Origin of the sequence: Lysobacter capsici, assembly GCF_014779555.2 — a bacterium.
Lineage (GTDB): Bacteria > Pseudomonadota > Gammaproteobacteria > Xanthomonadales > Xanthomonadaceae > Lysobacter > Lysobacter capsici.
Window position 1 is genome coordinate 426,077 of the sequence record NZ_CP094357.1, and the last position, 22,114, is coordinate 448,190.

Sequence of the window (22,114 nt, forward strand, 5' to 3'; positions counted from 1 at the left end):
GCCGACGGTCCGGAGCGCGTGATAACGTCCTGTCCCGGCCGGCAACGGGCGGGTCCGACTCGCGCCTCCGGCTTCGCCTACGACACAGGACCGCTTCATGCGCATACGCCGCTGCGCCGTGCTCTTCTTCGAGCCGCGCGAACAGATCGGCTTCGATCTCAATTCGCTGCTCAGCGGCGGCGCCGGCCTGCACCGCGAGCTGCGCTGGCTGGCCCTGGCCGCGCATCTGGAGGCGGAGGTCGAGGTCGACGGCGATGAGCGCGAACTGCTCGGCGCGCTCAGCCCCGGTTTCTGGATCGACAGCGCGACGCTCGAGCCGCGCTTCGCGGCTTCGTTACAACGCCTGCTCGAACAAGGCCTGATCGTGGCCGAGGACGCGCGCCACGCCGGCCATCGCGAACGCGACGAGACCCTGCGCGCCGGCCACTGGTGGCCGGCGGCGGCGATGGCGCACCGGCTCGCGCGCTGGCAGGGGCTCGACAGCGTCAGCGTCATGGAAGCCAACGAAATGACCACCGCCGCCGAACTGCGGCGCAAGCTCGGCCCGCCGCCGGTGCATGCGCCGCAACGCGGCGACGCGCGGGCCCGAGTGACGCTGCCGCGCGTCGACGGCAACGACTTCGACGCGCTGCTGGCGCGACGCGCGACCTGCCGCAATTTCGACGGCGAGCGCTCGCTGCCGCTCGAATTGTTCGCGCACATGCTGCAACGCGTGTTCGCCGCGCAGGCGCAGGTGCGGATCGACGACGACACCGTGTTCCTGAAGAAACACACGCCGTCCGGCGGCGGCCTGCATCCGACCGAGGCTTATCTGATCGTGCAGCGCGTCGACGGCATCGCGCCGGGGTTGTACCACTACCACGCCGCCGATCACGCGCTGCAGCCCTTGCCCGCGCCCGACGAACCGCTGGAGACCTTCGCCCGCCGCGCGCTCGCCGGCCAGCACTGGTTCTCCAACGCGCCGGTGCTGGCGGTGCTGGCGCCGCGCTATGCGCGCAGCTTCTGGAAGTACCGCAATCATCCGAAGGCGTATCGCGCGCTGGTGCTCGACAGCGGCCATCTGTCGCAGACGCTGTATCTGAGCGCGACCGAACTCGGCCTGGCCGCGTTCGTGACCTCGGCGATCAACGAGATCGATATCGAACGCGGCTTCGGCCTGGACCCGCTGGTCGAAGGCCCGCTCGCGGTGTGCGGCTTCGGTTGGCGCGCGCAGCGGATGGAAACGACGGAGTTCGATCCAAACGAAGAAGTCTGGACGCCAACGCCCGAAAAACAGTGAGACAAGGCCGATCCCACCGCGCGCGGTTGCTCTCCATTGCAACAACACTCCAGGTCATAGAAAAAATCCGGACACCAGCGCCCGAACAACAGTGAGACAAGGCAGGCCCCACCGCGCTCTGTTCCCCACTGCTGCAACAACACTCCAGGCCTTCGCGAAATTCAGCCAACCCGCATCCGCAACGCAGCATGCCAACCCCGAGCAAGACACCGCCGCCACGGTAATGCCATCCTCACCGCATCCACCGAGAGAGGTCGACCCGTATGTGGCCCGATCGTCGTATCCAGGAATTGTTCGGCATCGAACTGCCGATCGTGCAGGCGCCGATGGCGGGGCCGACCTTGGCCGAGATGGTGATCGGCGCGGCCCGCGCCGGCGCGTTGGGATCGCTGCCGTGCGCGCTGCTGAGCCTGGAGCAGGCGCATGAGCAATGCCGTCTGATCCGAGAGGCCACCGATCGGCCGCTCAATCTGAATTTCTTCTGCCACCGCCCGCCCGCGCCCGATCCGGCGCGCGACGCCGCCTGGCGCGAACGGCTCGCGCCGTATTACCGCGAGTTCGGTCTCGACCCGGCGATGCCGGTGTCGCCGTCGAACCGCGCGCCGTTCGATGCGCAGTGGTGCGAGCTGGTCGAACAGCAGCGCCCGCGGGTGGTGAGTTTCCATTTCGGCCTGCCCGACGCCGACCTGCTGCAGCGGGTGCGCGCCACCGGCGCGCGGGTGATTTCGTCGGCGACCACGGTGGCCGAGGCGCGCTGGCTCGAACAGCACGGTTGCGACGCGATCATCGCCCAGGGCGCCGAAGCCGGCGGCCACCGCGGCGTGTTCCTGAGCGATGACGTATCCACCCAGGTCGGCCTGTTCGCCTTGCTGCCGCAGATCGTCGACGCGGTCGACGTGCCGGTGATCGCCGCCGGCGCGATCGGCGACGCGCGCGGCATCGCCGCGGCGTTCGCGCTCGGCGCGGCGGCGGTGCAGATCGGCACCGCGTATCTGTTTTGCCCGGAAGCGAAGATCTCGCCGCTGCATCGCCGCGCCTTGTTCGATGCGCGCGAGGACGAGACCGCGTTGACCAACGTCTTCACCGGCCGACCCGCGCGCGGCATCGTCAACCGCCTGATGCGCGAAGCCGGACCGCTGTCGCCGCTCGCGCCCGCGTTCCCGCTCGCCGGCGGCGCGCTCGCGCCGCTGCGCGCGAAAGCAGAAGCCGCGGGCGCGGCGGATTTCATGCCGCTGTGGTCGGGGCAGGCGCGCTATCGGCGCGAGCTGTCGACTTATGAGTTGACGCGTGCATTGGCGCGCGAGGCGTTGGCCTTGATCGGTACTCGCGCCAGTTGATCGATTGCGTCGGTTCGCCGCGATGCATTGGCATCGCGGCGTCGATCTGCGTTGAGCGAACGCGGTTCAGCGCGCTCGCGTCGAATCTCAGCGCCAATCGGCCGCCTGCGCCGCCCACGCATTCCAAAGACGCCGCGCTTCCTCGGCGATCACGTCCGGCCGTTCTTCCGGCCAGAACAGCTTGCTGCTTTCGAGTTTGCGCACGCCACGCGAGCCGCCGAAGGTGCTGGCCCAGTAGTCGGGGCTTTGCTTGGAAAAGATCGTATCGGCCATGCCCCACACGATCCGGGTCGGGGTCTTGCTGCGCTTGAGTTCGGCTTCGATGCCGAGCAGCACGTTCGGTTCCAGTCCGACCGCATAGGCGTGCGCCATCGCCTTGCGGTGCGCGCTCGACAGCAGCGGCCCGAAATAGGTGTCGATGGCCTCGTCGGTGGGCTGGGTGGGGTCGGCGAAGCACATGCCGCCGATGCCCGCGGCCGAACGCGCGAGTTGCGGGTCCTGCCACCACGGCGCCAGCCATTCGTCGACGAAACGGCCTTGCCGCGCCAGGTCGATCACCGGTTGCAACGCGGGCGGCGGGCTGTCGTGTTCGGTGTCGCCGTTGGTCAGCAACAAGGTGCGCACGCGCTGCGGGTGATTGACCAGCAACAGTTGCGCGACGGTGCAGCCGCTGTCGTTGGCGACCACGTCGACGTCGTGGACGCCCAGGTGATCGAGCAATTCGATCAGCATCGCGACCTGCGCCTTCGGTCCGACGTCCTGATTGGCGGCGACGCGGGTGTAACCCATGCCCATGAAATCCGCGGCGATGCAGCGGCGGTACGGCGACAACCGGGTCAGCGCGCCGCGCCACTGGAAACTGTTGAGCGGGAAGCCGTGCAGGAACAACGCGGCCGGGCCGCTGCCGCGTTCGACATAGGCGATCTCGCCCGAACGCAGATTGGCGTAGCGGCGACTGGCGTGGAAACTCGATGCGTCCAGCTCGCCGCTGACGACCGGCGCGGCAGCGTGGTCGGGACGCCGCGCCAGACAGGCGGCGAGGGTGCCGGTCGCCAGGCTGCCGCCGGCGAATTGCAGGAAACGTCTGCGGTTCATGAGCGAATTCTCCAAAGAACGGCGGTTGCGCCGGCGTGGAATCGGGTCGGTCGGGATCGATCGGCTCGACGCGACGGCAATACGCCGCCATCGCCGCGCGTTGCCGCCGCGTCGAGGATCGATGGGTTGTGGTGTTGCGCCGCCGCTATGCGGTCAGGCGTGAATCGTCGCGACGCAGGTTCGCCGCGCGCGGCGCGCGAGGCTCAGACGCTCGCCAGCCAGTGCGCGCGCAGCAGGTCGTTGAACTGCGCCCAGCGTTCTTCCGGGAAGAAGATCCGCGCGCCTTCCAGTTCCACCCGTTGCCGGGTGCCCGGAATCGTTTCGGCCAACCAGTGCGACCAGCGCGTGTCGAAAAAGACATCGTCGGTGCCCCAGGCGATCAGGGTCGGCGCCTGCAGGGTTTTGAGCTGCGGTTCGATCGCGAGGGTGTGGCGCGGATCGAACTCGCCGAGAAACCGCTGCAGATCGCGCGTGCGTTGCGGGTTGCGCAGGAACGGCCGCAGGTAGATCTCGATGCTCGCATCGGACAAGCGCTCGGGATGTTCGTAGGCCGGGCCCAGCGCCTGCGGCGAGCGGTATACGGCCTTGTCGGCCAACATGCCGCTCAGCGCATCGGCCAGGCCACCGGCCGCGGCCATCGCCAGGAACGGTTTGAACGCTTCCGGCGGCCAGTTGTCGTGAGTGTCGCAGTTGGTCAGGGTCAAGCTGCGCACGCGCTGCGGGTGCAGCGCGGCGAAGATCTGGGCGATACCGCCGCCGCTGTCGTTGCCGACCAGATCGACCTGATCGATGCCCAGCGCATCCAAAAACTGCGCGAGCATCGCCGCGTTGGCGGTGACCGAGACATCCTGGTCCGGCGCGATCGCGGTATCGCCGTGGGCCAGCAGGTCGACGGCGATGCAGCGGCGCAGAACGGACAACTTGGCCAGCTGATGCCGCCACAGATGCCCGTTCAACAGCACGCCGTGGACGAACAGCGCGACCGGGCCGCGGCCTTGTTCGCGATACGCGATCGAGCCCGACGGCGTGTCGACATGCTGCAGGGTGAGGGTGGGCGCGTTGCCGTCCATGTCAGTCGTTTCCGGGCGTGATCGCCGAGTCGTAGGCTTCCTTCAATTTGCGCGCGCAGTCGTCGCAGCACACTTCGACGGCCTTGCCGCCGATGCGGACCTGGAACGCGCTGTCGTCCAGCGGGCAATCGCAGGCGGCGCAGGTTTTGTTCGTCATGACGGCTTCTCTGGGTACGCCCGACGTCCGGGCAGGCACAGTAGGCCACCGCGGCGCTGGCGGCGCTGTCAGAATCTTTAGCGATCGGTTCCGGTGGTTCCGGAACACACCGTCCCGGGACGGCGCCGTCTCAGCGCTGCAGCGCGGACTGGCGGAATTCCGACGGCGAGCGGCCGTAGGTCTGCTGGAACGCGGCGCTGAAGTGGCTGTGGCTGGAGAAGCCCAGGTCTTGGCTCAGCGCGCTGAGGTCCTCGTACTGGCCCAGCAGGTCGAGCGCGCGCGCCAGCCGCAGGCGCAGTTGATAGCGATACAGCGGCAGGCCTTCGACCTGCTGGAACACCTGGGTCAGGTACACCGCCGACACCCCGACTTCGGCGGCGATCTCGGCCAGCTTCCAGCGCCGCGACAGGTCGCTGGTGAGCACCAGCTTGGTCCGTTCAACCAGACGTTGCCGGCCGAGGCTGGCGCCGGCCGCATGCGCGGTGCGCGGGCCGAGCGCGCGCTGGACCAGGGTCAGGGTCAGGCTTTCGGCTTCCAGCGCTTCGGCGATACCTTCGCGCAGGCTGTGGCGGACCATCGCGACCAGCGCCTGCGCGCGCGCGTCGATGCGCAGGCGCGGCAGTCGGAACGCGAGCGCATCGCCGTCGCGCAGCAAGGCCTTGGGCGCCAGTTCGCGCAGCATCGCTTCCTCGACCCAGACCGCGAGGCTGGCGTCGCCGCCCTCGATCGGATGGCTGATCCGGTAGCGTTCGCCGGCATTGAAGAACAGGACCTGGCTGGATTCGGCCACGGTCAGGTCCTCGCCGACATGGCGCACGTACACCCCGCGATACGGAAACACCAGGTGGGTGGCGTCGGCGCATTCCTCCTGGGTCGGCGCGCGGCAGGTGCCGGTGCAATACACGTCGCGGACGGTGACGGTCAGCGTCTGCAGCAGAGCGTGGACGGTGAGTTCGGACATGCCCTTGCGATGGCTGGGTGCGGTGGGCGGCGACGGCCGGGCCGAGCGCCGATGTCGCGGCAATGGATGCGACGGGCTAGCTTAGCGCTTCGGTTCGCGCGGCGCTGGTTTTCCACCGACGAAATCGTCGTCGCGTCGGCAAACGCTTTGGTACGGCGATGAATGCGGCGGCGAACGGCCGGCGATGAACGCGGTCGCGCATGAATCCATGACGCGCGGCATCAAGCGCCTGTGCCCGGGTGAACCGTTGGCGAATCCGCGGAATAACCCTCGCTCACCCGTCAATGCCGATCACGTTTTTCGAACCGGCGCGGACCAACTATTTCCCGGGCCGCGGCTTGAGCAGGCGGCGATTACCTGGCGGGTTGTTCGTTATTCGGATCGCGCCGGAGCGCGTCGGGCAATGCATGTCCCGGTGTTGAATCGCGATGTCGCGTTGCCGCGGGTCCGCACGCGCCTGCACCGGACACGGCGCGCGAACCGGTTCGCATCATGGCGCGCGGGGCGGCGACCGCCGTCGATGCTGTCGGGTCGCCAAGGCATCGACACGCGCGGCCATGGCCGCCGCCGCGAAGTCGCGATGTGGATGAACCCGTAGCGCCGCGAACCTCGGCATACGCCGCCGAGGCGTCCGGCGTTGTTCCAACCCTCGGCGGATCGGTCGCGTAGTCGCGCGGCCGCTGCGCGAAGTTCAGCGGAGCCGAAATGGCACTGACCATCGATGTGCATCGTTCCTTGCAATCCATCGACGATGATGCGTACCGCGCCCTGTATGCCGCGAGCGCGGCGCCGCTGTTCTACGACCGGCGTTTTCTCGACGCCGCCGAGCATTCGCCGTTGCTGCCGGTGGAGAAGGTCTTTTACCTGTGCGCACGCGACGGCGATGAGCTGGTCGGCGTCCTGCCGGCGTACCTGCAGCGCGTCGCCGCCATCGATCCGCTGGGCCTGTTGCAACGAACCGCCGGCGTGCGCGACGACGGCGGCGACCTGGGCTTGTTCAGCCACATCATGCATTGCTGGGACAGCACGGTGCCCGTGCGTCCCGATCGCAGCGACGCGTTCGCCGCGCTGCTGCGCGAGTACGAGCGCCTGGCCCGTGGCGAAGGCGCCCGCCATGCCGGTCTGTTGAACGTTCGCGACGCTGGCGTGCTCGGGCAGGCGCGTGGGCAGGGCTATCGCGCCTGTCACCTGGTCGATCGCTACGACGTCGATCTGCGCCGGTTCGATCATTTCGAGCAGTTCGTGCAGCGGCTGCCCAACGATGGCCGCTGCGAAATGAATCGCCAGCTGCGCAAATTCGAGGCGAGCGGCGCGACGGCGCGAGTGATCGCGCCGCCGTTCGACGGTGTGCTCGAGCGACTGACCGAACTGTGCTTCCGCACCACCGCCAGGAACGGCACCCCGCAGTATTTTCCGTCGGCGCCGTTGGCGCGGTTCGTAAGACGCTGCGGGGGCCTGGTTCGGCTGGTGGTGGTGGAATGCGAGGACGAACTGGTCGGCGGCATCATCTGCTTCGAGCAGGGCGACCACATCCTTCTGTGGTCGGCCGGCGTCGTTTACGACCGCTCCAGTTTCAGTCCCTACACCCTGTGCTTCGCCAGCGCTTACCGCTACGCCTTCGCGCGCGGCCTTAAGCGGCTGGAGGGCGGGCGCCTCAACGAGCGGATCAAGCGCCGGCTCGGCCTGACGCCGGTGCCGCTGTATTCGCTGATCGCCCGCGACCTGCCGCTCGCCGCGCTCGAGTCGCGCGCGGGCCTGGGCGCTACGCCGGCCGCCGATCCGGCCCGGCGCGCGTTGCACTGATTCTTTTCGCCGACCCACCGACCCACCGATTCATCGCCTGTGCCACCGGAGCCAGCCCGTGCAATCGCATTACCAAACCCTCAGCGCCGACGACTTCCGCATTTTTCCGCGCAGCCTCGATGGCAAGGCGCGCTCGCGCCATCACCCCGAGTACGCCGGCTGGCATCGCGACCTGAGCTGGAACGGGCGTGGTTTCGACCGCTACCCGGAATACATCGTGCGCGCCGAATCGATCGCCGACGTGGTGCACAGCATCGACTTCGCGCGTCGCCACGGTTTGCCGGTCAGCGTGCGCGGCAGCGGCCACAGCTACGCCGGCTGTTTCCTGCGCAACACCGGCATCCTGCTGGACTTGTCGGCCTTGTGCGATATCCAGATCGATCCCGACCGACGATCGGCGCAGGTCCAGCCGGGCGTGAGCAGCCGGCAGCTGAGCGCCGCGCTCGCCCGTCACGGCCTGGCCTTTCCGACCGGACACGGCGGCGAGGTCGGCCTGAGCGGGTTCTTGCTCGGCGGCGGGCTCGGCATCAATTTCCGCGCCTGGGGCGGCATGAGCACGTTCAATGTTCGCGCGATCGATCTGGTGACCGCGGACGGCGAGGTGCTGCATGCCGATGCGCACGAAAACCCCGAACTGCTGTGGGCCGCGCGCGGCGGCGGACCCGGTTTGTTCTTCGTGGTGACCCGCTTCCATCTGGATTGCTGGCCGCTGCCGGGCTGCATCACCAGCAACACCTATTTGGCGAAGTTCAGCGACCTGCCGCGGTTGCTGGCGCGGATCGAACAGGCGCAGCCCGATCCTTCGTTGCAGGTGATGCTCGCGATCGTGCCGAAGAGCGACGATCGCGCGGCCGAAGAATGCGGCCGGCAGGTGATGTTGAACACGATCGCGTTCGCCGACAGCCCGGCGCATGCGCGGGCGCTGCAGGCCTCGCTGTCGGGGCAGGTGTCCGCCGGATTGATCCGCGCGGTCGAGGTCGACCAGCCGAGTGATTTCGAATCCATCTACCGCCAGGGCGACGCGATGCTGGTGTCCAGGCGCTACCGCACCGACAACATCCTGACCGATCGAGGTGAGGACGCGGTCGCGATACTCGCTGCGCATCTGCCCTCGCAGCCTTCGCCGGCCACATTGCCGCTGTTGATCTGGCGCGGCGCTTCGTCCTGGTCCGATGCGGCCTGGTCGGCATCGGGACGCTGGTTCTTTTCGACTTATGCGCAATGGAATGAAGTCGCCGACGACGAGGTCAACCGCGGTTGGCTTAAATCCTTGTACGACGAGCTGGCGACGGTGGCGTCGGGCAGCTACATCAACGAGTTCGATCTGGAGGAACGATCAGGCAGCGCACACCGGTGTTACTCCGCCGAGAGCTGGTCGCGCTTGCGCCGGCTGCGCAGGCAGTACGACCCTCACGGCGTGTTCCATGATGTGTCGATGGACATGTCGGCGGGCGATCGTTAGCCGCGAAGCGGCCCGGCGCAGGCCCGTCGGGTCGATGCCGATGAAGGCGCGGCCACGCAGCCGCGGCGGGCGAAGGATCGCTGCGATCTCGCCGGCGGGATCGTCATCGCGGCTCGGCCGTCGGCTGAGCCGCGGATCGCCGTCGACGGGAGCCTCACGCGGCCGATTGAAGCCCGCGATCGGCGCGCCGATAGCCGATCGCCTCGGTCAGATGCGCGGTGGCGATCGCCTCGCTGCCGGCCAGATCGGCGATGGTGCGGGCCACGCGCAGGATCCGGTGCATCGAGCGCGCAGACAGTTGCAGGCTTTCGACCGCGCGTTCGAGCAGTTCGTGATCGCGTTCGTGCAGGCGGCAGGTCGCGCTGGTCTCGGCCTGACTGAGCTGGGCGTTGATGCGGCCGCTGCGCGCTTGCTGCCGTTGCCGCGCCAGCACGACGCGGGCGCGGATGGCCTCGGAGCATTCGCCGCCGGGCTGGTCCGGTCGCAGGTGCGAGGGCGGCAGGCGCGGCACCTCGATGTGCAGGTCGATGCGATCGAGCAAGGGACCGGAAATGCGCGCGCGGTAACGGCGGATGGCATCCCCGGCGCAACGGCAGCGGCCGCTGCTGTCGCCGGCCCAGCCGCAGGGGCAGGGGTTCATCGCCGCGACCAGCTGGAACCGCGCCGGGAACTCGGCGCTGCGCGCCGCGCGCGACACCGTCACCACGCCCGACTCCAGTGGTTCGCGCAGGACTTCCAATGCGCGCCGTTCCCACTCGGGCAATTCGTCGAGGAACAGCACGCCCTGATGGGCCAGGGAGATTTCGCCGGGGCGCGGGTCGGCGCCGCCGCCGACCAGGGCGACCGCGCTGGCGGTGTGGTGCGGCGATCGGAACGGGCGCTCGCGCCAGCGCGCCGGATCGAGTCCGCGCCCGTGCGCGCCGCCGCTGACCGAGGCGATCGCCGCGGTTTCCAGGGCTTCGGCTTCGCTGGCCTCGGGCAACAGGCCGGGCAGACGCGAGGCCAACAAGGTCTTGCCGCAGCCCGGCGGGCCGATCAGCAGCAGATGGTGGCCGCCGGCCGCGGCGATTTCGAGCGCGCGCCGCGCCTGCGCCTGGCCGCGCACGTCGAGCATGTCCGGCCCGGCGACGCGCACCACCGGCAAGGCGACGGCTTCGGGCAAAGACTTTTGCCCGCTGAGCATCGCGCACACTTCCAGCAAGGTGCGGCCGGTGCGCGCCTCGACCCGGCCGGCGAGGGCGGCTTCGGCGCCGTTGCCGGCCGGCACCACCAGCCGATGCCCGGCATCGGCCGCGGCCAGCGCCGCCGGCAGCACGCCGTCGATCGCGCGCAGTTCGCCGGTGAGGCCGAGTTCGCCGAGAAACTCGCAACCGTTCAAGGCCTCCAGCGGAATCTGTCCGCTCGCGGCGAGGATGCCGAGCGCGATTGCCAGGTCGTAGCGGCCGCCGTCCTTCGGCAGATCGGCCGGAGCCAGATTGACGGTGATGCGCCGCTGCGGGAATTCGAACTGCGCGCACTGGATCGCCGCGCGCACCCGGTCCTTGGCTTCGCGCACCGCCGCTTCGGGCAGGCCGACGATCGACATGTTCGGCAAACCGCCGGCGAGATGGACCTCGACCCGCACCGCGGGCGCACGGACGCCCGATCGCGCACGGCTATGCACGAGTGCCAGATTCATGGCGGCCGGGTCAGTGCTGGGGCGTGTCGGCGCGATCGAGTTGCGCTTCGAGCTCGGCGACCGCGCGTTGCAGTTCGTCGAGCTTCTCGCGCGTGCGCAGCAGCACGGCGCGTTGGACTTCGAATTCCTCGCGGGTGACCAGGTCGAGCTTGGACAGCCCGGTCTGCAACACGGACTTGAAGTTCTGTTGCATTTCCTCGCGGCCTTCGCGCAGGCCCGAGGGCACCAGCGAGCTGAGGCGGCGGGCGAGGTCGTCGATGGTGTTCAGGTCGATCATGTAAAGAAGCTCCTCCGGTGTTGGGGTCAGCTTGACCGCCGGACCGGGACCACGCCGTCGGCTGGGGCCGTGGCGGGCTGTCGGAAAAGTCCGAAGTGGATGACGCGGTCACTACATCACGCCCTCGACCGGCCCTGCAAGCGCTCGGCTTGCACGCGTTCAGGTCTTCGGACGGCGTTGCATGATCGTCCAACGCCGGACGCGCAGGCGGTGTGAACGCCGCCGGACGGACGGCACGGCGGCCGCCGCGCCTGAGCCGCCGGCTAGGTCGCGGCGGCGGCGGCGCGCTATCCTGCGCGCGAATCGAATCGGTGGCGCGGAGACAGACGAATGAAGATGGTCATGGCGGTGATCAAGCCGTTCAAGCTCGACGATGTGCGCGAGGCGCTGGCCGAGGCCGGCGTGGCCGGCATCACCGCCACCGAGGTCAAGGGCTTCGGCCGCCAGAAGGGGCATACCGAGTTGTATCGCGGCGCCGAGTACGTGGTCGACTTCCTGCCCAAGATCAAGCTGGAAGTGGCGATCACCGACGATCAGATCGATACCGTGGTCGAGGCGATCATGAAGGCCGCCGGCACCGGCAAGATCGGCGACGGCAAGATCTTCGTCTGGGACCTGGAGCGCGCGGTGCGCATTCGCACTGGCGAGTTGGACGGCGACGCGCTTTAAGGCGAGAAAAGAGTTCACAGGAGTGAGGAACGAGTCGAGCCGCATGGCTCGAGCGTTGCGCAGCTTTGCCGCTGAACTCGTTCCTCACTCCTGCGCACTCGTTCCTCGCTTCTAAATTTCTTCGTCGAGCAAGAACGCCTGCAACGCCGGCGCGCGCGGGCGATTGCGCAGTTCCAGCCGATACAGCGGGCGGGTCAGGCTCTCGTCGTCGCCCAGCGCGACCGCGCGCACGCGCTGCATGGTGATCAGGTCGGCGACCACGGTCGCCGGCAGCAGGGCGATGCCGGCGCCGGCGACCACGGCGCGCGCGATCGCTTCGTTGCTGCCGATCTCGATCACCCGCGCCGGTTCGATGCCGCGCGCGGCGAACAGCGACTGCGCGACCTGGCGCGTGCCCGAGCCGTGTTCGCGCAGCAGCCAGGTCTGCCGGCTCAGTTCGGCGATCGAGGCGCGGCGCTTGGCGCCCACGGGGTTGTCGGTCGCGGCGATCAGCCGCAGCGGTTCGCTGCGCCACAAGCTCGCCTCGATGCGCGGGTCGTCGACCGAGCCTTCGACGAAGCCGACATCGACCGCGCAATCGATCACCGCATGGCGGATCTGTTCGGTGTTGCCGACCACCAGTTCGGTCGCCAGGGTGGGATGGCGACGCACGAACGGGCCCAGTTGCTGCGGCAGCCAATAGGCGGCGATGGTGGTGCTCGCGCCGATGCGCAGCCGGCCCTGACGCAGTTCGACCCGGTCGCGCACGTCTTCGACCGCGATCCGCTCCAGGGCGAAGATCGCGCGCGCATGTTCGAACACGGCGCGGCCGTGGTCGGTCAGCTGGATGCCGCGCACGGCCTTGCCGTCGCTGCCGGTGCGCTCGATCAGCGGCAGGTCCAGCTGCAGCTCGAGTTCGCGCACCGCCTTGGACACCGCCGACTGGCTGACGAACAGGCTGTCGGCCGCGCGCGAGAAGCCTTGCTGCTCGACCACGGTCAGGAACACGCGCAGCAGGTGCAGGTTCATGCTATGAGCTCACCTCATGGATAGTTGAATTATATGTATTGGACTCCCCGAGTGGGCGGGCCTACCTTGGCGCCGCTTCCTCACCGAGTCCGCCGCCGTGTCCGCCCTGAATCCGACTTCGTCCGTTCCCGTCGCCGCCCCGCAGGGTGCTCATCGGAAGCGCGGGTTCTGGCCGGGGCTGGGCCTGGCGGCCGCGATCGCCGCGGTGGCGATGGGGCTGGCCTCGCTGCCGGCGCTGCAATCCTTCGGTCTGAGCGCCCTGACCCTGGCCATCGTGCTCGGCATCGCGGTCGGCAACACGGTGTTCCCGGCCGTCGCCGCCCAGGCCGGCCCGGGCGTGGACTTCTGCAAGAGCACGCTGCTGCGCGCCGGCATCGTGCTGTACGGCTTTCGCGTCACCTTTCAGGAAATCGCCGGGGTCGGTTGGGCCGGGCTGGCGATCGACGTGGTGGTGGTGGCGACGGTGTTCGGTTTGGCGACCTGGATCGGCACGCGCTGGCTGAAGCTGGACCGCGAAACCTCGATGCTGATCGGCGCCGGCAGCGCGATCTGCGGCGCGGCCGCGGTCATGGCCACCGAACCGGTGGTGCGCGGACAGGCGCATAAGGTGTCGGTCGCGGTCGCCACGGTGGTGGTGTTCGGGACGCTCGGGATGTTCGTGTACCCGTGGCTGTATCCGTATCTGGGCATGAGCGAGCACGCGTATGGCGTGTATGCCGGCTCGACCATCCACGAGGTCGCCCAGGTCGTGGTCGCCGGCCGCGCGATCGGCGAATCGGCCGCTTCGGCGGCGGTGATCGAGAAAATGCTGCGGGTGATGCTGCTGGCGCCGTTCCTGTTGATCCTGTCCTCGCGCATCGGCGCGAGCGGCGAGGGCGCCGCGGGCAAGGCGAAGATCGTGATCCCGTGGTTCGCGCTGTTGTTCGTGGTGGTCAGCGGGTTCAATTCGCTGCATCTGCTGCCGGCCGCGTGGAAGAGCGCGATCGTGCAGATCGACACGGTGATGCTGGCGATGGCGATGGCGGCGTTGGGCTTGCGCACGCATGTCGGCGCGATCAAGCAAGCCGGGGCGAAGCCGATGCTGCTGGCGGCGATCCTGTTCGGGGTGCTGACGATCGGCGGCTACGCACTCAATGTCGGCGCGGCGAAGTTGTTCGCCGCCATCGGCTGAGCTGCACGAGCTCCCGCGTTCGCCGTGGCGCGACGCGCGCCTTCGGCACAACGAGTGTGCAATGGTCATGAGTACTCGCTCGCGGCCTGCGCCCCTGCCACTGCCGGATCGCGAAAAACCCCGCCGATCGCGGGGTTTTTTCTTGTCTGCCCGGCGCTTGGGCGATCAACGTCACGATGCGGGCGAGCGCGCGCCCGGTGCACGCCACTGCGATGGGCTGTTGTTGCTCGCATGTCGCCTGCGCATCGCAGCGCCGATATGCCGATGTGTGATTCGTATCGCGTTTAAGCGAGGAATGCGCCACTTGCGCGGCCCACCGCGGCCGGGCGCTTGCGTGCAAGCTCAAGGCCGTTCTTCGCTGCGGCCGAATTCTTCCGCGATCGCGCCATCGCGCGCGGCGACCCACGAGCAGGCGATGAACGCTACCGGGCGACCGCGGTCGTCCGCCATCACTCTTGATGTCGCAACGCTTACGGGGAGAGTCACATGCACAAGGCAATCTTGGCACTATCCATCGCGGGTCTGGTCACCGCCACCGTCAACATCGCCGGCGCGCAATCGGCCGCGGTGCCGGAACTGTTTCAGGCCCAGCCCTCGAAGGCCGCGGCGCCCGCGAACGTCAGCGCCATGGTGCGCGGCAAGACCGCGCTATGGGCCGCGTCGGTGTCGATCGATCGCCAGGCCCTGGTCGGCGCGCAGCGCGAATTGATGCTGAGCATGCCGGAGGGCGCGCGTCTGCACATGCGTCTGGCGAAGTCCTATCGCACCGCCAACGGCGATACGGTCTGGTCGGGCGCCGACCGCCTGCTTCCCGGCGGCCAGCTCAAGCTCGGCGGCCAACCGCCGTCCACGGCGCTGTTCGTCGTGCGCGGCGAGCGCGTCACCGGGCAGATCGTCGCCGCCACCGGCGAGGTGTACGAGGTCCTGACCTCGGAGGACGGCGCGCGGCAGTACCTGGTCAAGCGCGATCCTGCGAGTCTGGAGGGTGGGGACGATACGCCCGCGCAGGTCGATCTGGCGCCGCAAACCGATCGCGGCCCCGCGCTCGCCGCGCGTCCGGCGGCGGGCGCGCTGCTCGCCGATTCGATCGTCCGCGTGCTGCAGGTCTACACGCCGGAAGCCGTGGCCGAACTGGGCGGGCAGAATTCGGCGAACGATCGCGCCGCGTTCTTCATCGCCCAATCCAATACCGCGTTCACCAACAACGCGCTGGCGCTGCGGTTCGAAAGCGCCGGAGTCCGCTTCACCACCCAGGCGCAATCGACCGACAGTTCCGACACCCTGCTGTCGCGCATCCGCGGCACCACCGACGGCTGGTACGACGCCTACTCGACCACCGAGCGCAACAGCACGGCCGCCGACCTGGTGACCCTGGTGGTACGCGACGGCCTGGTGAGCAGCAGCGGCGGACTGCTGTGCGGGCAGGCGTATTCGATCGGCGCGACCGCGGCCAACGGCTTCTTCGTGCAGAACCATTCCTGCAGCACGTTCACCTTCGTGCATGAGGCGGCCCATCTGTTCGGCGCGCGTCACGACAACGATCCGAACACCACGCCGTTCTCGTTCGGTCACGGTTACGTCAACAGCGCCGGCAATTTCCGCACGATCATGGCGGTGAACTCGAATCCGCAGCCGCGCATCGGCTACTTCTCGACGATCGACCAGAGCTACGTGTCCGGCGGCGTGAGCCGGCCGCTGGGCACCAGCACCCGCGACAACGAGCGGGTCATGCGCGAGCGCGCGGCGGCGGTCGCGGCGTTCCGCTGACGGCGGCGCGGTTGCGGCGGCCGAGGGGCGTTGCCCCGAGGCCGCCAACTCGCGCGGTCGTTCGGATTCTCCCTGTAGGAGCTGCGCAAGCTGCGACCGCGAAACGGCGCTTGCGTCGTAGCTGCGGTTTCGCGGTCGCAGCTTACGCAGCTCCTACCGTCGTACTACGAAAAAGCCCCGCGAGTGCGGGGCTTTTTTTCGGCGAAGATCGCGGACGGTTTATTCGCCCAACGCCTGCGCCACGAACGCCGGCGTCGACAACGCGCCGTGGTGGATGCCTGCGTTGTAGTACTTGCTGTCGAAGGTCTTGGCCTTGGCGTCGGCTTCGCGGAATTCGAAACCGCCGGCGCTCTTGCGCGCCAGAGTGCAGCTCCACCAGCCGGTCGGGTAGCACGGCTGCGGGAACGGCAGGGTCTTGAACGACTGGAAGCCGGCCTTGCCCATCTCGGTGCGCATTTCCTGGATCAGCTTGAGCAGCATCAACGGCGACTCGGACTGCTGGACCAGGATGCCGTCCTCGCGCAACGCGCGGAAGCAGCTTTCGTAGAAGGCCTTGTTGAACAGGCCCTCGGCCGGGCCGACCGGATCGGTCGAGTCGACGATGATGATGTCGACGCTGCCGGCCGGGCGGTTGGCCATGTAGGCGATGCCGTCGTCGAACAACAGCTGCGCGCGCGCGTCGCCGTTGCGGTCGCACAATTCCGGGAACCACTTCTCGGCCATGCGCGTGACCTGCTCGTCGATGTCGCACTGCACCGCCTCGACCACGCCGTCGTGCTTGAGCACTTCGCGCAGGGTGCCGCAGTCGCCGCCGCCGATGATGACCACGTTCTTGGGCGCGGCATGGGTGAACAGCGCCGGGTGCGACATCATCTCGTGATAGAGGAAGTTGTCGCGGGTGGTCAGCATGACCGCGCCGTCGATCAGCATCAGATTGCCCCAGTCGGTCGTCTCGAAGATCTCGATCTTCTGGAACGGCGACTGCACTTCATCGAGCTTGCGGGTGATCCGATAGCCGATGGACGAGCCGGTCGGCTCGAAGTTTTCGTAATGCCACTTCGGTTCGGTAGTCATGCGCTTGCTTCCTGGGCTGGGGCGGGAATCGCGGGGCTGCGTCCGATCGCGGCGGCGGCGGGCCCGATCGCCGGGCCGGAGCCGGGCACGATCCGGGCTTGGGGCGCGGATTGTAGCGAACCTGCATGAACGTACGTCGCGAACGGCCCGCCCGGCCGCGGATTTTGCCGACTTGGCCGCCAGCGTCGCGCGCTTGGCCAAGTCGAGCCGGATCGAAGGCCCCCTCGCCGGACGCGGCCTGTAGAATGCGGCTTCCCCATGGTTTTCTGGAAAGCCCGCCGATGTCCGACTGGTCGCTCGATCAGGCCCGCAAGACCTATTCGATCCCGCATTGGTCCGAGGGTTACTTCGACATCGACGGCGCCGGCCGCATCGTGGTCAAGCCGCGCGGCGAGCGCGGCCCGACCGTGGCCCTGCCCGAAGTCGTCGACGCCGCGCGCGCGCAGGGCGCCAAGCTGCCGATGCTGGTGCGCTTTCCCGACATCCTCGGCGATCGCCTCGGCGCGCTGCAGGGCGCCTTCGCCCAGGCCATGCGCGACTGGGATTACGCCGGCGGCTACACCGCGGTGTATCCGATCAAGGTCAATCAGCATCACGGCGTGGCCGGCACCCTGGCCTCGCACGCCGGCGAAGGCTTCGGCCTGGAAGCGGGCAGCAAGCCCGAGTTGATGGCGGTGCTGGCGCTGAGCCGGCCGGGCGGGCTGATCGTCTGCAACGGCTACAAGGACCGCGAGTACATCCGCCTGGCCCTGATCGGCCGCAAGCTCGGCATGGAAACCTACATCGTCGTCGAGAAGCCGTCCGAGCTGCAGCTGGTGTTCGAGGAAGCCAAGGCGCTCGGGGTGAAGCCGGGCCTGGGCGTGCGCATGCGGCTGGCGTCGCTGGGCGCCGGCAAGTGGCAGAACAGCGGCGGCGACAAGGCCAAGTTCGGCCTGAGCCCGCGTCAGGTGCTGGACTTGTGGAAGCAGCTGCGCGACAGCGGCCTGCATGATTGCCTGGGCCTGCTGCATTTCCATATGGGCTCGCAGATCTCCAACGTGCGCGACATCGCCAACGGCATGCGCGAGGCCACCCGTTACTTCATCGAGCTGTCCAAGCTCGGCGCCAACGTGCGCTACATGGACGTCGGCGGCGGCCTGGGCATCGATTACGAAGGCACCCGTTCGCGCAGCTATTGCTCGATCAACTACGGCGTCAATCAGTACGCGTCGAACATCGTCCAGCCCTTGGCCGAGGCCTGTCAGGAATACGGCCTGACCCCGCCGCGCATCGTCACCGAATGCGGCCGCGCGATGACCGCGCATCATGCGGTGCTGGTCGCCAACGTCTCGGAAATCGAGGAAGCGCCCGAAGGCCGGGTGCCGCCGTCGCACGACGACGAGCCGGCGGTGATCCGTCATCTGCGCGAGATCCACGACGAACTCGACCTGCGCCCGGCGGTGGAACTGTTCCACGAGGCCCAGCACCATCACGGCGAAGGCTTGTCGCTGTACGCGCTCGGCCAGATCGACCTGACCCACCGCGCGCGCATCGACGATCTGTTCTACGCGATCGCGCATGCGGTGCGCGCGCGCCTGGACGTCGGCGAAAAGAGCCATCGCGATCTGCTCGACGAACTCAACGAGCGCCTGGTCGACAAGTACTTCGTCAATTTCAGCGTGTTCGAGTCGATGCCGGACGTGTGGGCGATCGATCAGGTGTTCCCGATCGCGCCGATCGAGCGCCTGAACGAAAGGCCGGACCGGCGCGGCGTGATCGCCGACCTGACCTGCGATTCGGACGGCAAGGTCGATACCTACGTCGAGAACGAAGGCCTGGACAGCTCGCTGCCGCTGCATGCCCTCAAGCCGGGCGAAAGCTATCGGCTGGGCTTCTTCCTGGTCGGCGCGTATCAGGAAATCCTCGGCGACATCCACAACCTGTTCGGCGACACCGACGCGGTGGAAGTGCGGGTCGACGGCGACGGTTATCGTCTGGCGCAGCAGCGCCGCGGCGATACCACCGACGTCATGCTCGACTACGTCGGCTACAAGCTGGCCGACCTGCGCGCGGCGTATCGCGACAAGGTCGCCGCGGCGAATCTGCCGGCCGACGAAGCCGCGCGGTTGGACGAGGCGTTGGAGACCGGCTTGACCGGTTACACCTATCTCAGCGACGCGCCCTTGGCTTGAGCTGGGAAACGGGACTTATGAATCGTTACTTGGTCTTGGCCATGCGCCTGCCGCAGTTCGACAGCGAGCAGATCGGCCCGCACCGCGACTTCCTCGACGCCCTGCGCGAGCAGGGCCGGCTGGAGCTGGCCGGCGGCTTTTCCGACAAGAGCGGCGGCGCCTATGTGCTGCGCGCGGTCGACCTGGAAGAGGCCCGCGCGCTGGCGTTCGGCGACCCGCTGCACATCACGGGTTCGTCGCGGGTCGACGTGTACGAATGGCTGACCTGAACGGCCGTCGCGTCGGCTTCACCGCGCCGATGCTTGCGCGTTCAGGTCGATAGGGGTCGCGGTTGCGTATACGTGGACGGGTTCGCGTGTACGCGTATGAGATCGGTCGCAGCAACCAGGCGCTGCCGCATGGCACGATGGCCGGGCTAATCGCTCGGTCGTGCCGAATCATGATTTTTGCAACATCAAGCGCCCGAACGGGCAGAAGGTCGAAATGAAAGTAGGGGTGATCGGTCTGGGAGCCATGGGCGCGCCGATGGCGCGTTACGTGCATGGCAAGGGCGTGTTGACCGCGGTGGGCAACCGCACGCAGTCCAAGGCCGACGCGTTGGCGTCGGAGCTGGACGTGCGCGCGGCGCGTTCGCCGGCGAATTTCGCCGATTGCGACCTGGTGATCTTGTGCGTGTCGCTGGACGCGGACGTGTTGGAAAACGTCGCCGCCCTGGCCGAAGTGCTCAAGCCCGGCGCGATCGTGGTCGACCACTCCACCGTCTCGCTGGAAACCGCGCGCCGTTCGGCGGCGATGCTGGCCACGCACAACATCGGTTTCCTCGACGCGCCGGTGTCCGGCGGCGCCGAGGGCGCGCGCAACGGCAAGTTGTCGATCATGGTCGGCGGCGACGAAGCGCAGCTCGAGCGCGTGCGCGAGGTTCTCGACAGCTACGCCGCGCGCATCACCCACATGGGCGGTACCGGCGCCGGTCAGGCGACCAAGGCGATCAACCAGATCCTGGTCGCCGGCATCAACGAAGCGGTGTGCGAAGGTCTGGCGCTGGGCGAAAAGCTCGGCCTGGAACCCGAGCGCCTGCTGCCGACGCTGATGGCCGGCGCGGCCAGCAACTGGTTCCTCGACAAGCGCGGCGCGACCATGCTGCGCGACGATTTCGCGCCGGGCTTCAAATGCCAGCACATGCTCAAGGACTTGCGCATCGTCCAGGGCATCGCGCGCGACAGCGGCATCCGCACCAACACCATCGACCAGGCCGCGGCGGATTACGCCGAACTGATCGAGCGCGGGCATGGCGAATCGGATACCTCGGCGCTGATCGCGCTCAAGCGCGCGCGCGCGGTGGTGGAGTCCGACGCCGAACAGGCGTGAGGGTCGGCGCGCTTTGCGCGCGCCGGTTTCATCGGCTCTGATCGACGCGGCCGGGTCGCAACGACCGGGCTCTGGATCCCCGCCTTCGCGGGGATGACGGTCTTGGGGATTAGTCGTCTATTTGTCGTCAGCGCGGTGCTTGCATCGCGATGCCTTGCTGCGCGCATCATTTTCGCTTGCCGCTTGCCGCTTGCCGCTTGCCGCTTGCCGCTTGCCGCTTGCCGCTTGCCGCTTGCCGCTTGCCGCTTGCCGCTTGCCGCTTGCCGCTTGCCGCTTGCCGCTTGCCGCTTGCCGCTTGCCGCTTGCCGCTTGCCGCTTGAATTGCTGTTGCTGTTGAAGTTTGGCTTGAGCCTGAAGCCGCGCAGTTCATCCAGCGCTGCGAAGCCACTAACTCGCGTTAGCAAAAGCACACCCGTAGGGCGGCGCACATGGATGTGCGCCGTGCGCCACCGGGACAGGATGTCCCGTGTGGCGCATGCCTGCGAATGCTCCGCACGCGCGGGCCCTTGATTCAAAGAAAAGCATTTTTCTTTGGTTACCTTTCTTTTGTTGCTTTAGACAAAAGAAAGTGACCCGCCGCTTCAGCGGCGGAACGCTTTTGATCCTGCTTGCAGCTTCAAAGGCGTCAAAGCTTTAAAGGCCTCAAAGCTTTGAAGCTCTAGAGCTTTTGAAGCCAAAGGCAAGATCAACAGCTTTCGTCCGCAAGCGGCCGAGTTACTTTCTTTTGTCAAAAGCGACAAAAGAAAGGTAACCAAAGAAAAACGCTTTTCTTTGAATCAAGGGCCCGCGCGTGCGTTGCCGACGCGGGCATGCGCCACACGAGACATCCTGTCTCGGTGGCGCACGGCGCACATCCATGTGCGCCGCCCTACGGGTGTCCTGTTGCTAACGCGAGTTACAAGCCTCGCAGCGCTGGAAGCGAAACCTGACCTCGAACGAAAGCCACATGGCCTACCTGTAGGAGCGGCGCGAGCCGCGACCGCGTCATTACGACAACCTCGAAACCTGCGTCGTAGCCGTAATTCGCGGTCGCGGCTCGCGCCGCTCCTACAGGGGCTACGACGGGCCAGATGCCAGGGGCGGATGGTTGGATGCGTTAATTAGAATCTACGAATGCCGCGTAAACGCGGGCATGCGCCACACAGGACGTCATAGCAAATCGCCCCGCACAGTGCGGGGCGATTTCGTTGCTTGCGATGGCCAATCGAGCCTTGTTTTAGCGCTTACGGCGGAAGGGCACCAGGTGGTCGCAACGGGCCAGAAGCGCCGATCTGCCGCAGCTCAAGAAATTCGAAATTCCGATCCGTGCAGGCCCCTGCAGAAAGCCGCCGATCAGCGAACAGCAAACCCCTTGCCTCGCCGCATGATCCGCTCCCCCAGCAACGCCCCGCCAAACGCCGCCGTCAGGCTCAACACGATCGCCAGCGCGTTGTAGCGCAACGCGCCCGCCATCGTGCGCATCGGCAACGGACTGTCGGGCATCGCCATCGACACGATCGTGAACAAGGTCAGGCTCCACATCGCCACCATCAGCAGCAGCGCGACCCAACGAAAATGCGCGTGACGCGCGATCGCGCCGCCGATGCCCATCGCGATCAGGGCGGCGAATACGTCGATCAGGGGGATCGCTCCCAGGCCGGTCTGGATCGCCTGGCGCGAATCCAGGCCGAGGTATTTGGTGAAGATGCCGAACAGCAACAACATGCCCGCCGCGCTCAGGCAGCCCAGAAGAATGCGCTTGTCCATCCGTTCCCCAACGACTTCATT

At 67.6% G+C, this 22,114-nt stretch carries 20 protein-coding genes; 11 read left to right on the forward strand and 9 right to left on the reverse strand.

Annotated elements, in window-relative coordinates; all coding sequences use genetic code 11:
• Window positions 1-97 precede the first annotated feature (97 nt).
• Window positions 98-1,279, forward strand: coding sequence for a putative peptide maturation dehydrogenase (locus tag IEQ11_RS01710; RefSeq protein ID WP_191823607.1), 1,182 nt, complete (start codon window positions 98-100; stop codon window positions 1,277-1,279).
• A 263-nt stretch (window positions 1,280-1,542) separates the two neighbouring features.
• Entirely contained in the window at window positions 1,543-2,616 is a 1,074-nt protein-coding gene (locus tag IEQ11_RS01715) for an NAD(P)H-dependent flavin oxidoreductase (RefSeq protein WP_096411904.1), read from the forward strand.
• Window positions 2,617-2,703: 87 nt separating this feature from the next.
• Here the strand turns inward: IEQ11_RS01715 and IEQ11_RS01720 are convergent, their stop codons facing one another.
• The 4 genes from IEQ11_RS01720 to IEQ11_RS01735 form a co-directional block, all read right to left on the reverse strand.
• Window positions 2,704-3,711, reverse strand: a complete 1,008-nt coding sequence (locus tag IEQ11_RS01720; protein ID WP_191823606.1) for an alpha/beta fold hydrolase — start codon at window positions 3,709-3,711, stop codon at window positions 2,704-2,706.
• A gap of 203 nt (window positions 3,712-3,914) precedes the next feature.
• Window positions 3,915-4,781 (reverse strand): alpha/beta fold hydrolase, encoded by an 867-nt coding sequence (locus tag IEQ11_RS01725; RefSeq protein ID WP_191823605.1) that lies wholly within the window; start codon window positions 4,779-4,781, stop codon window positions 3,915-3,917.
• 1 nt (window position 4,782) lies between these two features.
• Entirely contained in the window at window positions 4,783-4,938 is a 156-nt protein-coding gene (locus IEQ11_RS01730) for a hypothetical protein (RefSeq protein WP_187313323.1), read from the reverse strand.
• A 130-nt stretch (window positions 4,939-5,068) separates the two neighbouring features.
• On the reverse strand, window positions 5,069-5,899 hold the full coding sequence (locus IEQ11_RS01735) for a helix-turn-helix transcriptional regulator (RefSeq protein ID WP_191823604.1): 831 nt from the start codon (window positions 5,897-5,899) through the stop codon (window positions 5,069-5,071).
• Between the two features lie 184 nt (window positions 5,900-6,083).
• On the opposite strand from IEQ11_RS01735, the gene IEQ11_RS01740 reads away from it, so the two are divergent.
• From IEQ11_RS01740 to IEQ11_RS01750, 3 genes are all read left to right on the forward strand, one after another.
• Window positions 6,084-6,497 carry a hypothetical protein gene (locus IEQ11_RS01740; protein ID WP_191823603.1) on the forward strand — a complete coding sequence of 138 codons (414 nt, stop codon included), beginning with the start codon at window positions 6,084-6,086 and terminating at the stop codon, window positions 6,495-6,497.
• 107 nt (window positions 6,498-6,604) lie between these two features.
• A complete protein-coding gene (locus tag IEQ11_RS01745; protein WP_191823602.1) occupies window positions 6,605-7,702 on the forward strand; it encodes a GNAT family N-acetyltransferase in 1,098 nt (365 codons plus the stop codon).
• 58 nt (window positions 7,703-7,760) lie between these two features.
• A complete protein-coding gene (locus IEQ11_RS01750; protein WP_191823601.1) occupies window positions 7,761-9,164 on the forward strand; it encodes an FAD-binding oxidoreductase in 1,404 nt (467 codons plus the stop codon).
• A gap of 154 nt (window positions 9,165-9,318) precedes the next feature.
• Here the strand turns inward: IEQ11_RS01750 and IEQ11_RS01755 are convergent, their stop codons facing one another.
• On the reverse strand, window positions 9,319-10,842 hold the full coding sequence (locus IEQ11_RS01755) for a YifB family Mg chelatase-like AAA ATPase (protein ID WP_036114996.1): 1,524 nt from the start codon (window positions 10,840-10,842) through the stop codon (window positions 9,319-9,321).
• A 10-nt stretch (window positions 10,843-10,852) separates the two neighbouring features.
• Window positions 10,853-11,119 (reverse strand): ubiquinone biosynthesis accessory factor UbiK, encoded by a 267-nt coding sequence (gene ubiK, locus IEQ11_RS01760; RefSeq protein ID WP_036114994.1) that lies wholly within the window; start codon window positions 11,117-11,119, stop codon window positions 10,853-10,855.
• A 330-nt stretch (window positions 11,120-11,449) separates the two neighbouring features.
• On the opposite strand from ubiK, the gene IEQ11_RS01765 reads away from it, so the two are divergent.
• Complete coding sequence (locus tag IEQ11_RS01765; RefSeq protein WP_191823600.1) at window positions 11,450-11,788, forward strand: P-II family nitrogen regulator; 339 nt, start codon at window positions 11,450-11,452, stop codon at window positions 11,786-11,788.
• Window positions 11,789-11,899: 111 nt separating this feature from the next.
• On the opposite strand, the gene IEQ11_RS01770 is transcribed toward IEQ11_RS01765, so the two are convergent.
• A complete protein-coding gene (locus IEQ11_RS01770) occupies window positions 11,900-12,796 on the reverse strand; it encodes a LysR family transcriptional regulator (RefSeq protein ID WP_191823599.1) in 897 nt (298 codons plus the stop codon).
• A 106-nt stretch (window positions 12,797-12,902) separates the two neighbouring features.
• On the opposite strand from IEQ11_RS01770, the gene IEQ11_RS01775 reads away from it, so the two are divergent.
• Window positions 12,903-13,967 (forward strand): YeiH family protein, encoded by a 1,065-nt coding sequence (locus IEQ11_RS01775; protein ID WP_228465022.1) that lies wholly within the window; start codon window positions 12,903-12,905, stop codon window positions 13,965-13,967.
• Between the two features lie 486 nt (window positions 13,968-14,453).
• Window positions 14,454-15,734 carry a M12 family metallo-peptidase gene (locus IEQ11_RS01780; protein ID WP_046658766.1) on the forward strand — a complete coding sequence of 427 codons (1,281 nt, stop codon included), beginning with the start codon at window positions 14,454-14,456 and terminating at the stop codon, window positions 15,732-15,734.
• A gap of 219 nt (window positions 15,735-15,953) precedes the next feature.
• Here IEQ11_RS01780 and speE read toward each other — a convergent pair whose 3' ends face one another.
• Complete coding sequence (gene speE / locus IEQ11_RS01785; protein WP_191823598.1) at window positions 15,954-16,808, reverse strand: polyamine aminopropyltransferase; 855 nt, start codon at window positions 16,806-16,808, stop codon at window positions 15,954-15,956.
• A 281-nt stretch (window positions 16,809-17,089) separates the two neighbouring features.
• Here speE and speA point away from each other — a divergent pair, with 281 nt between their 5' ends.
• The 3 genes from speA (at window position 17,090) to IEQ11_RS01800 (ending at window position 20,347) form a co-directional block, all read left to right on the forward strand.
• Entirely contained in the window at window positions 17,090-18,979 is a 1,890-nt protein-coding gene (speA, locus tag IEQ11_RS01790; RefSeq protein ID WP_191823597.1) for an arginine decarboxylase, read from the forward strand.
• Window positions 18,980-18,996: 17 nt separating this feature from the next.
• Window positions 18,997-19,248, forward strand: a complete 252-nt coding sequence (locus tag IEQ11_RS01795; protein ID WP_057920493.1) for a YciI family protein — start codon at window positions 18,997-18,999, stop codon at window positions 19,246-19,248.
• A gap of 160 nt (window positions 19,249-19,408) precedes the next feature.
• Window positions 19,409-20,347 (forward strand): NAD(P)-dependent oxidoreductase, encoded by a 939-nt coding sequence (locus IEQ11_RS01800; RefSeq protein ID WP_484502480.1) that lies wholly within the window; start codon window positions 19,409-19,411, stop codon window positions 20,345-20,347.
• 1,332 nt (window positions 20,348-21,679) lie between these two features.
• Here IEQ11_RS01800 and IEQ11_RS01805 read toward each other — a convergent pair.
• On the reverse strand, window positions 21,680-22,093 hold the full coding sequence (locus IEQ11_RS01805) for a hypothetical protein (protein ID WP_036115295.1): 414 nt from the start codon (window positions 22,091-22,093) through the stop codon (window positions 21,680-21,682).
• Window positions 22,094-22,114: the final 21 nt, after the last annotated feature.

What these genes read in the sequence shown, in the direction of transcription:
- IEQ11_RS01720 (WP_191823606.1), bottom strand. Translation starts at nt 3,711, where the DNA reads ATGAACCGCAGACGTTTCCTGCAATTCGCCGGCGGCAGCCTGGCGACC.
- IEQ11_RS01725 (WP_191823605.1), bottom strand. Translation starts at nt 4,781, where the DNA reads ATGGACGGCAACGCGCCCACCCTCACCCTGCAGCATGTCGACACGCCG.
- ubiK (WP_036114994.1), bottom strand. Translation starts at nt 11,119, where the DNA reads ATGATCGACCTGAACACCATCGACGACCTCGCCCGCCGCCTCAGCTCG.
- IEQ11_RS01730 (WP_187313323.1), bottom strand. Translation starts at nt 4,938, where the DNA reads ATGACGAACAAAACCTGCGCCGCCTGCGATTGCCCGCTGGACGACAGC.
- IEQ11_RS01770 (WP_191823599.1), bottom strand. Translation starts at nt 12,796, where the DNA reads ATGAACCTGCACCTGCTGCGCGTGTTCCTGACCGTGGTCGAGCAGCAA.
- IEQ11_RS01710 (WP_191823607.1), top strand. Translation starts at nt 98, where the DNA reads ATGCGCATACGCCGCTGCGCCGTGCTCTTCTTCGAGCCGCGCGAACAG.
- speA (WP_191823597.1), top strand. Translation starts at nt 17,090, where the DNA reads ATGTCCGACTGGTCGCTCGATCAGGCCCGCAAGACCTATTCGATCCCG.
- IEQ11_RS01740 (WP_191823603.1), top strand. Translation starts at nt 6,084, where the DNA reads ATGAACGCGGTCGCGCATGAATCCATGACGCGCGGCATCAAGCGCCTG.
- IEQ11_RS01735 (WP_191823604.1), bottom strand. Translation starts at nt 5,899, where the DNA reads ATGTCCGAACTCACCGTCCACGCTCTGCTGCAGACGCTGACCGTCACC.
- IEQ11_RS01805 (WP_036115295.1), bottom strand. Translation starts at nt 22,093, where the DNA reads ATGGACAAGCGCATTCTTCTGGGCTGCCTGAGCGCGGCGGGCATGTTG.
- IEQ11_RS01715 (WP_096411904.1), top strand. Translation starts at nt 1,543, where the DNA reads ATGTGGCCCGATCGTCGTATCCAGGAATTGTTCGGCATCGAACTGCCG.
- IEQ11_RS01795 (WP_057920493.1), top strand. Translation starts at nt 18,997, where the DNA reads ATGAATCGTTACTTGGTCTTGGCCATGCGCCTGCCGCAGTTCGACAGC.
- IEQ11_RS01765 (WP_191823600.1), top strand. Translation starts at nt 11,450, where the DNA reads ATGAAGATGGTCATGGCGGTGATCAAGCCGTTCAAGCTCGACGATGTG.
- IEQ11_RS01745 (WP_191823602.1), top strand. Translation starts at nt 6,605, where the DNA reads ATGGCACTGACCATCGATGTGCATCGTTCCTTGCAATCCATCGACGAT.
- IEQ11_RS01780 (WP_046658766.1), top strand. Translation starts at nt 14,454, where the DNA reads ATGCACAAGGCAATCTTGGCACTATCCATCGCGGGTCTGGTCACCGCC.
- speE (WP_191823598.1), bottom strand. Translation starts at nt 16,808, where the DNA reads ATGACTACCGAACCGAAGTGGCATTACGAAAACTTCGAGCCGACCGGC.
- IEQ11_RS01755 (WP_036114996.1), bottom strand. Translation starts at nt 10,842, where the DNA reads ATGAATCTGGCACTCGTGCATAGCCGTGCGCGATCGGGCGTCCGTGCG.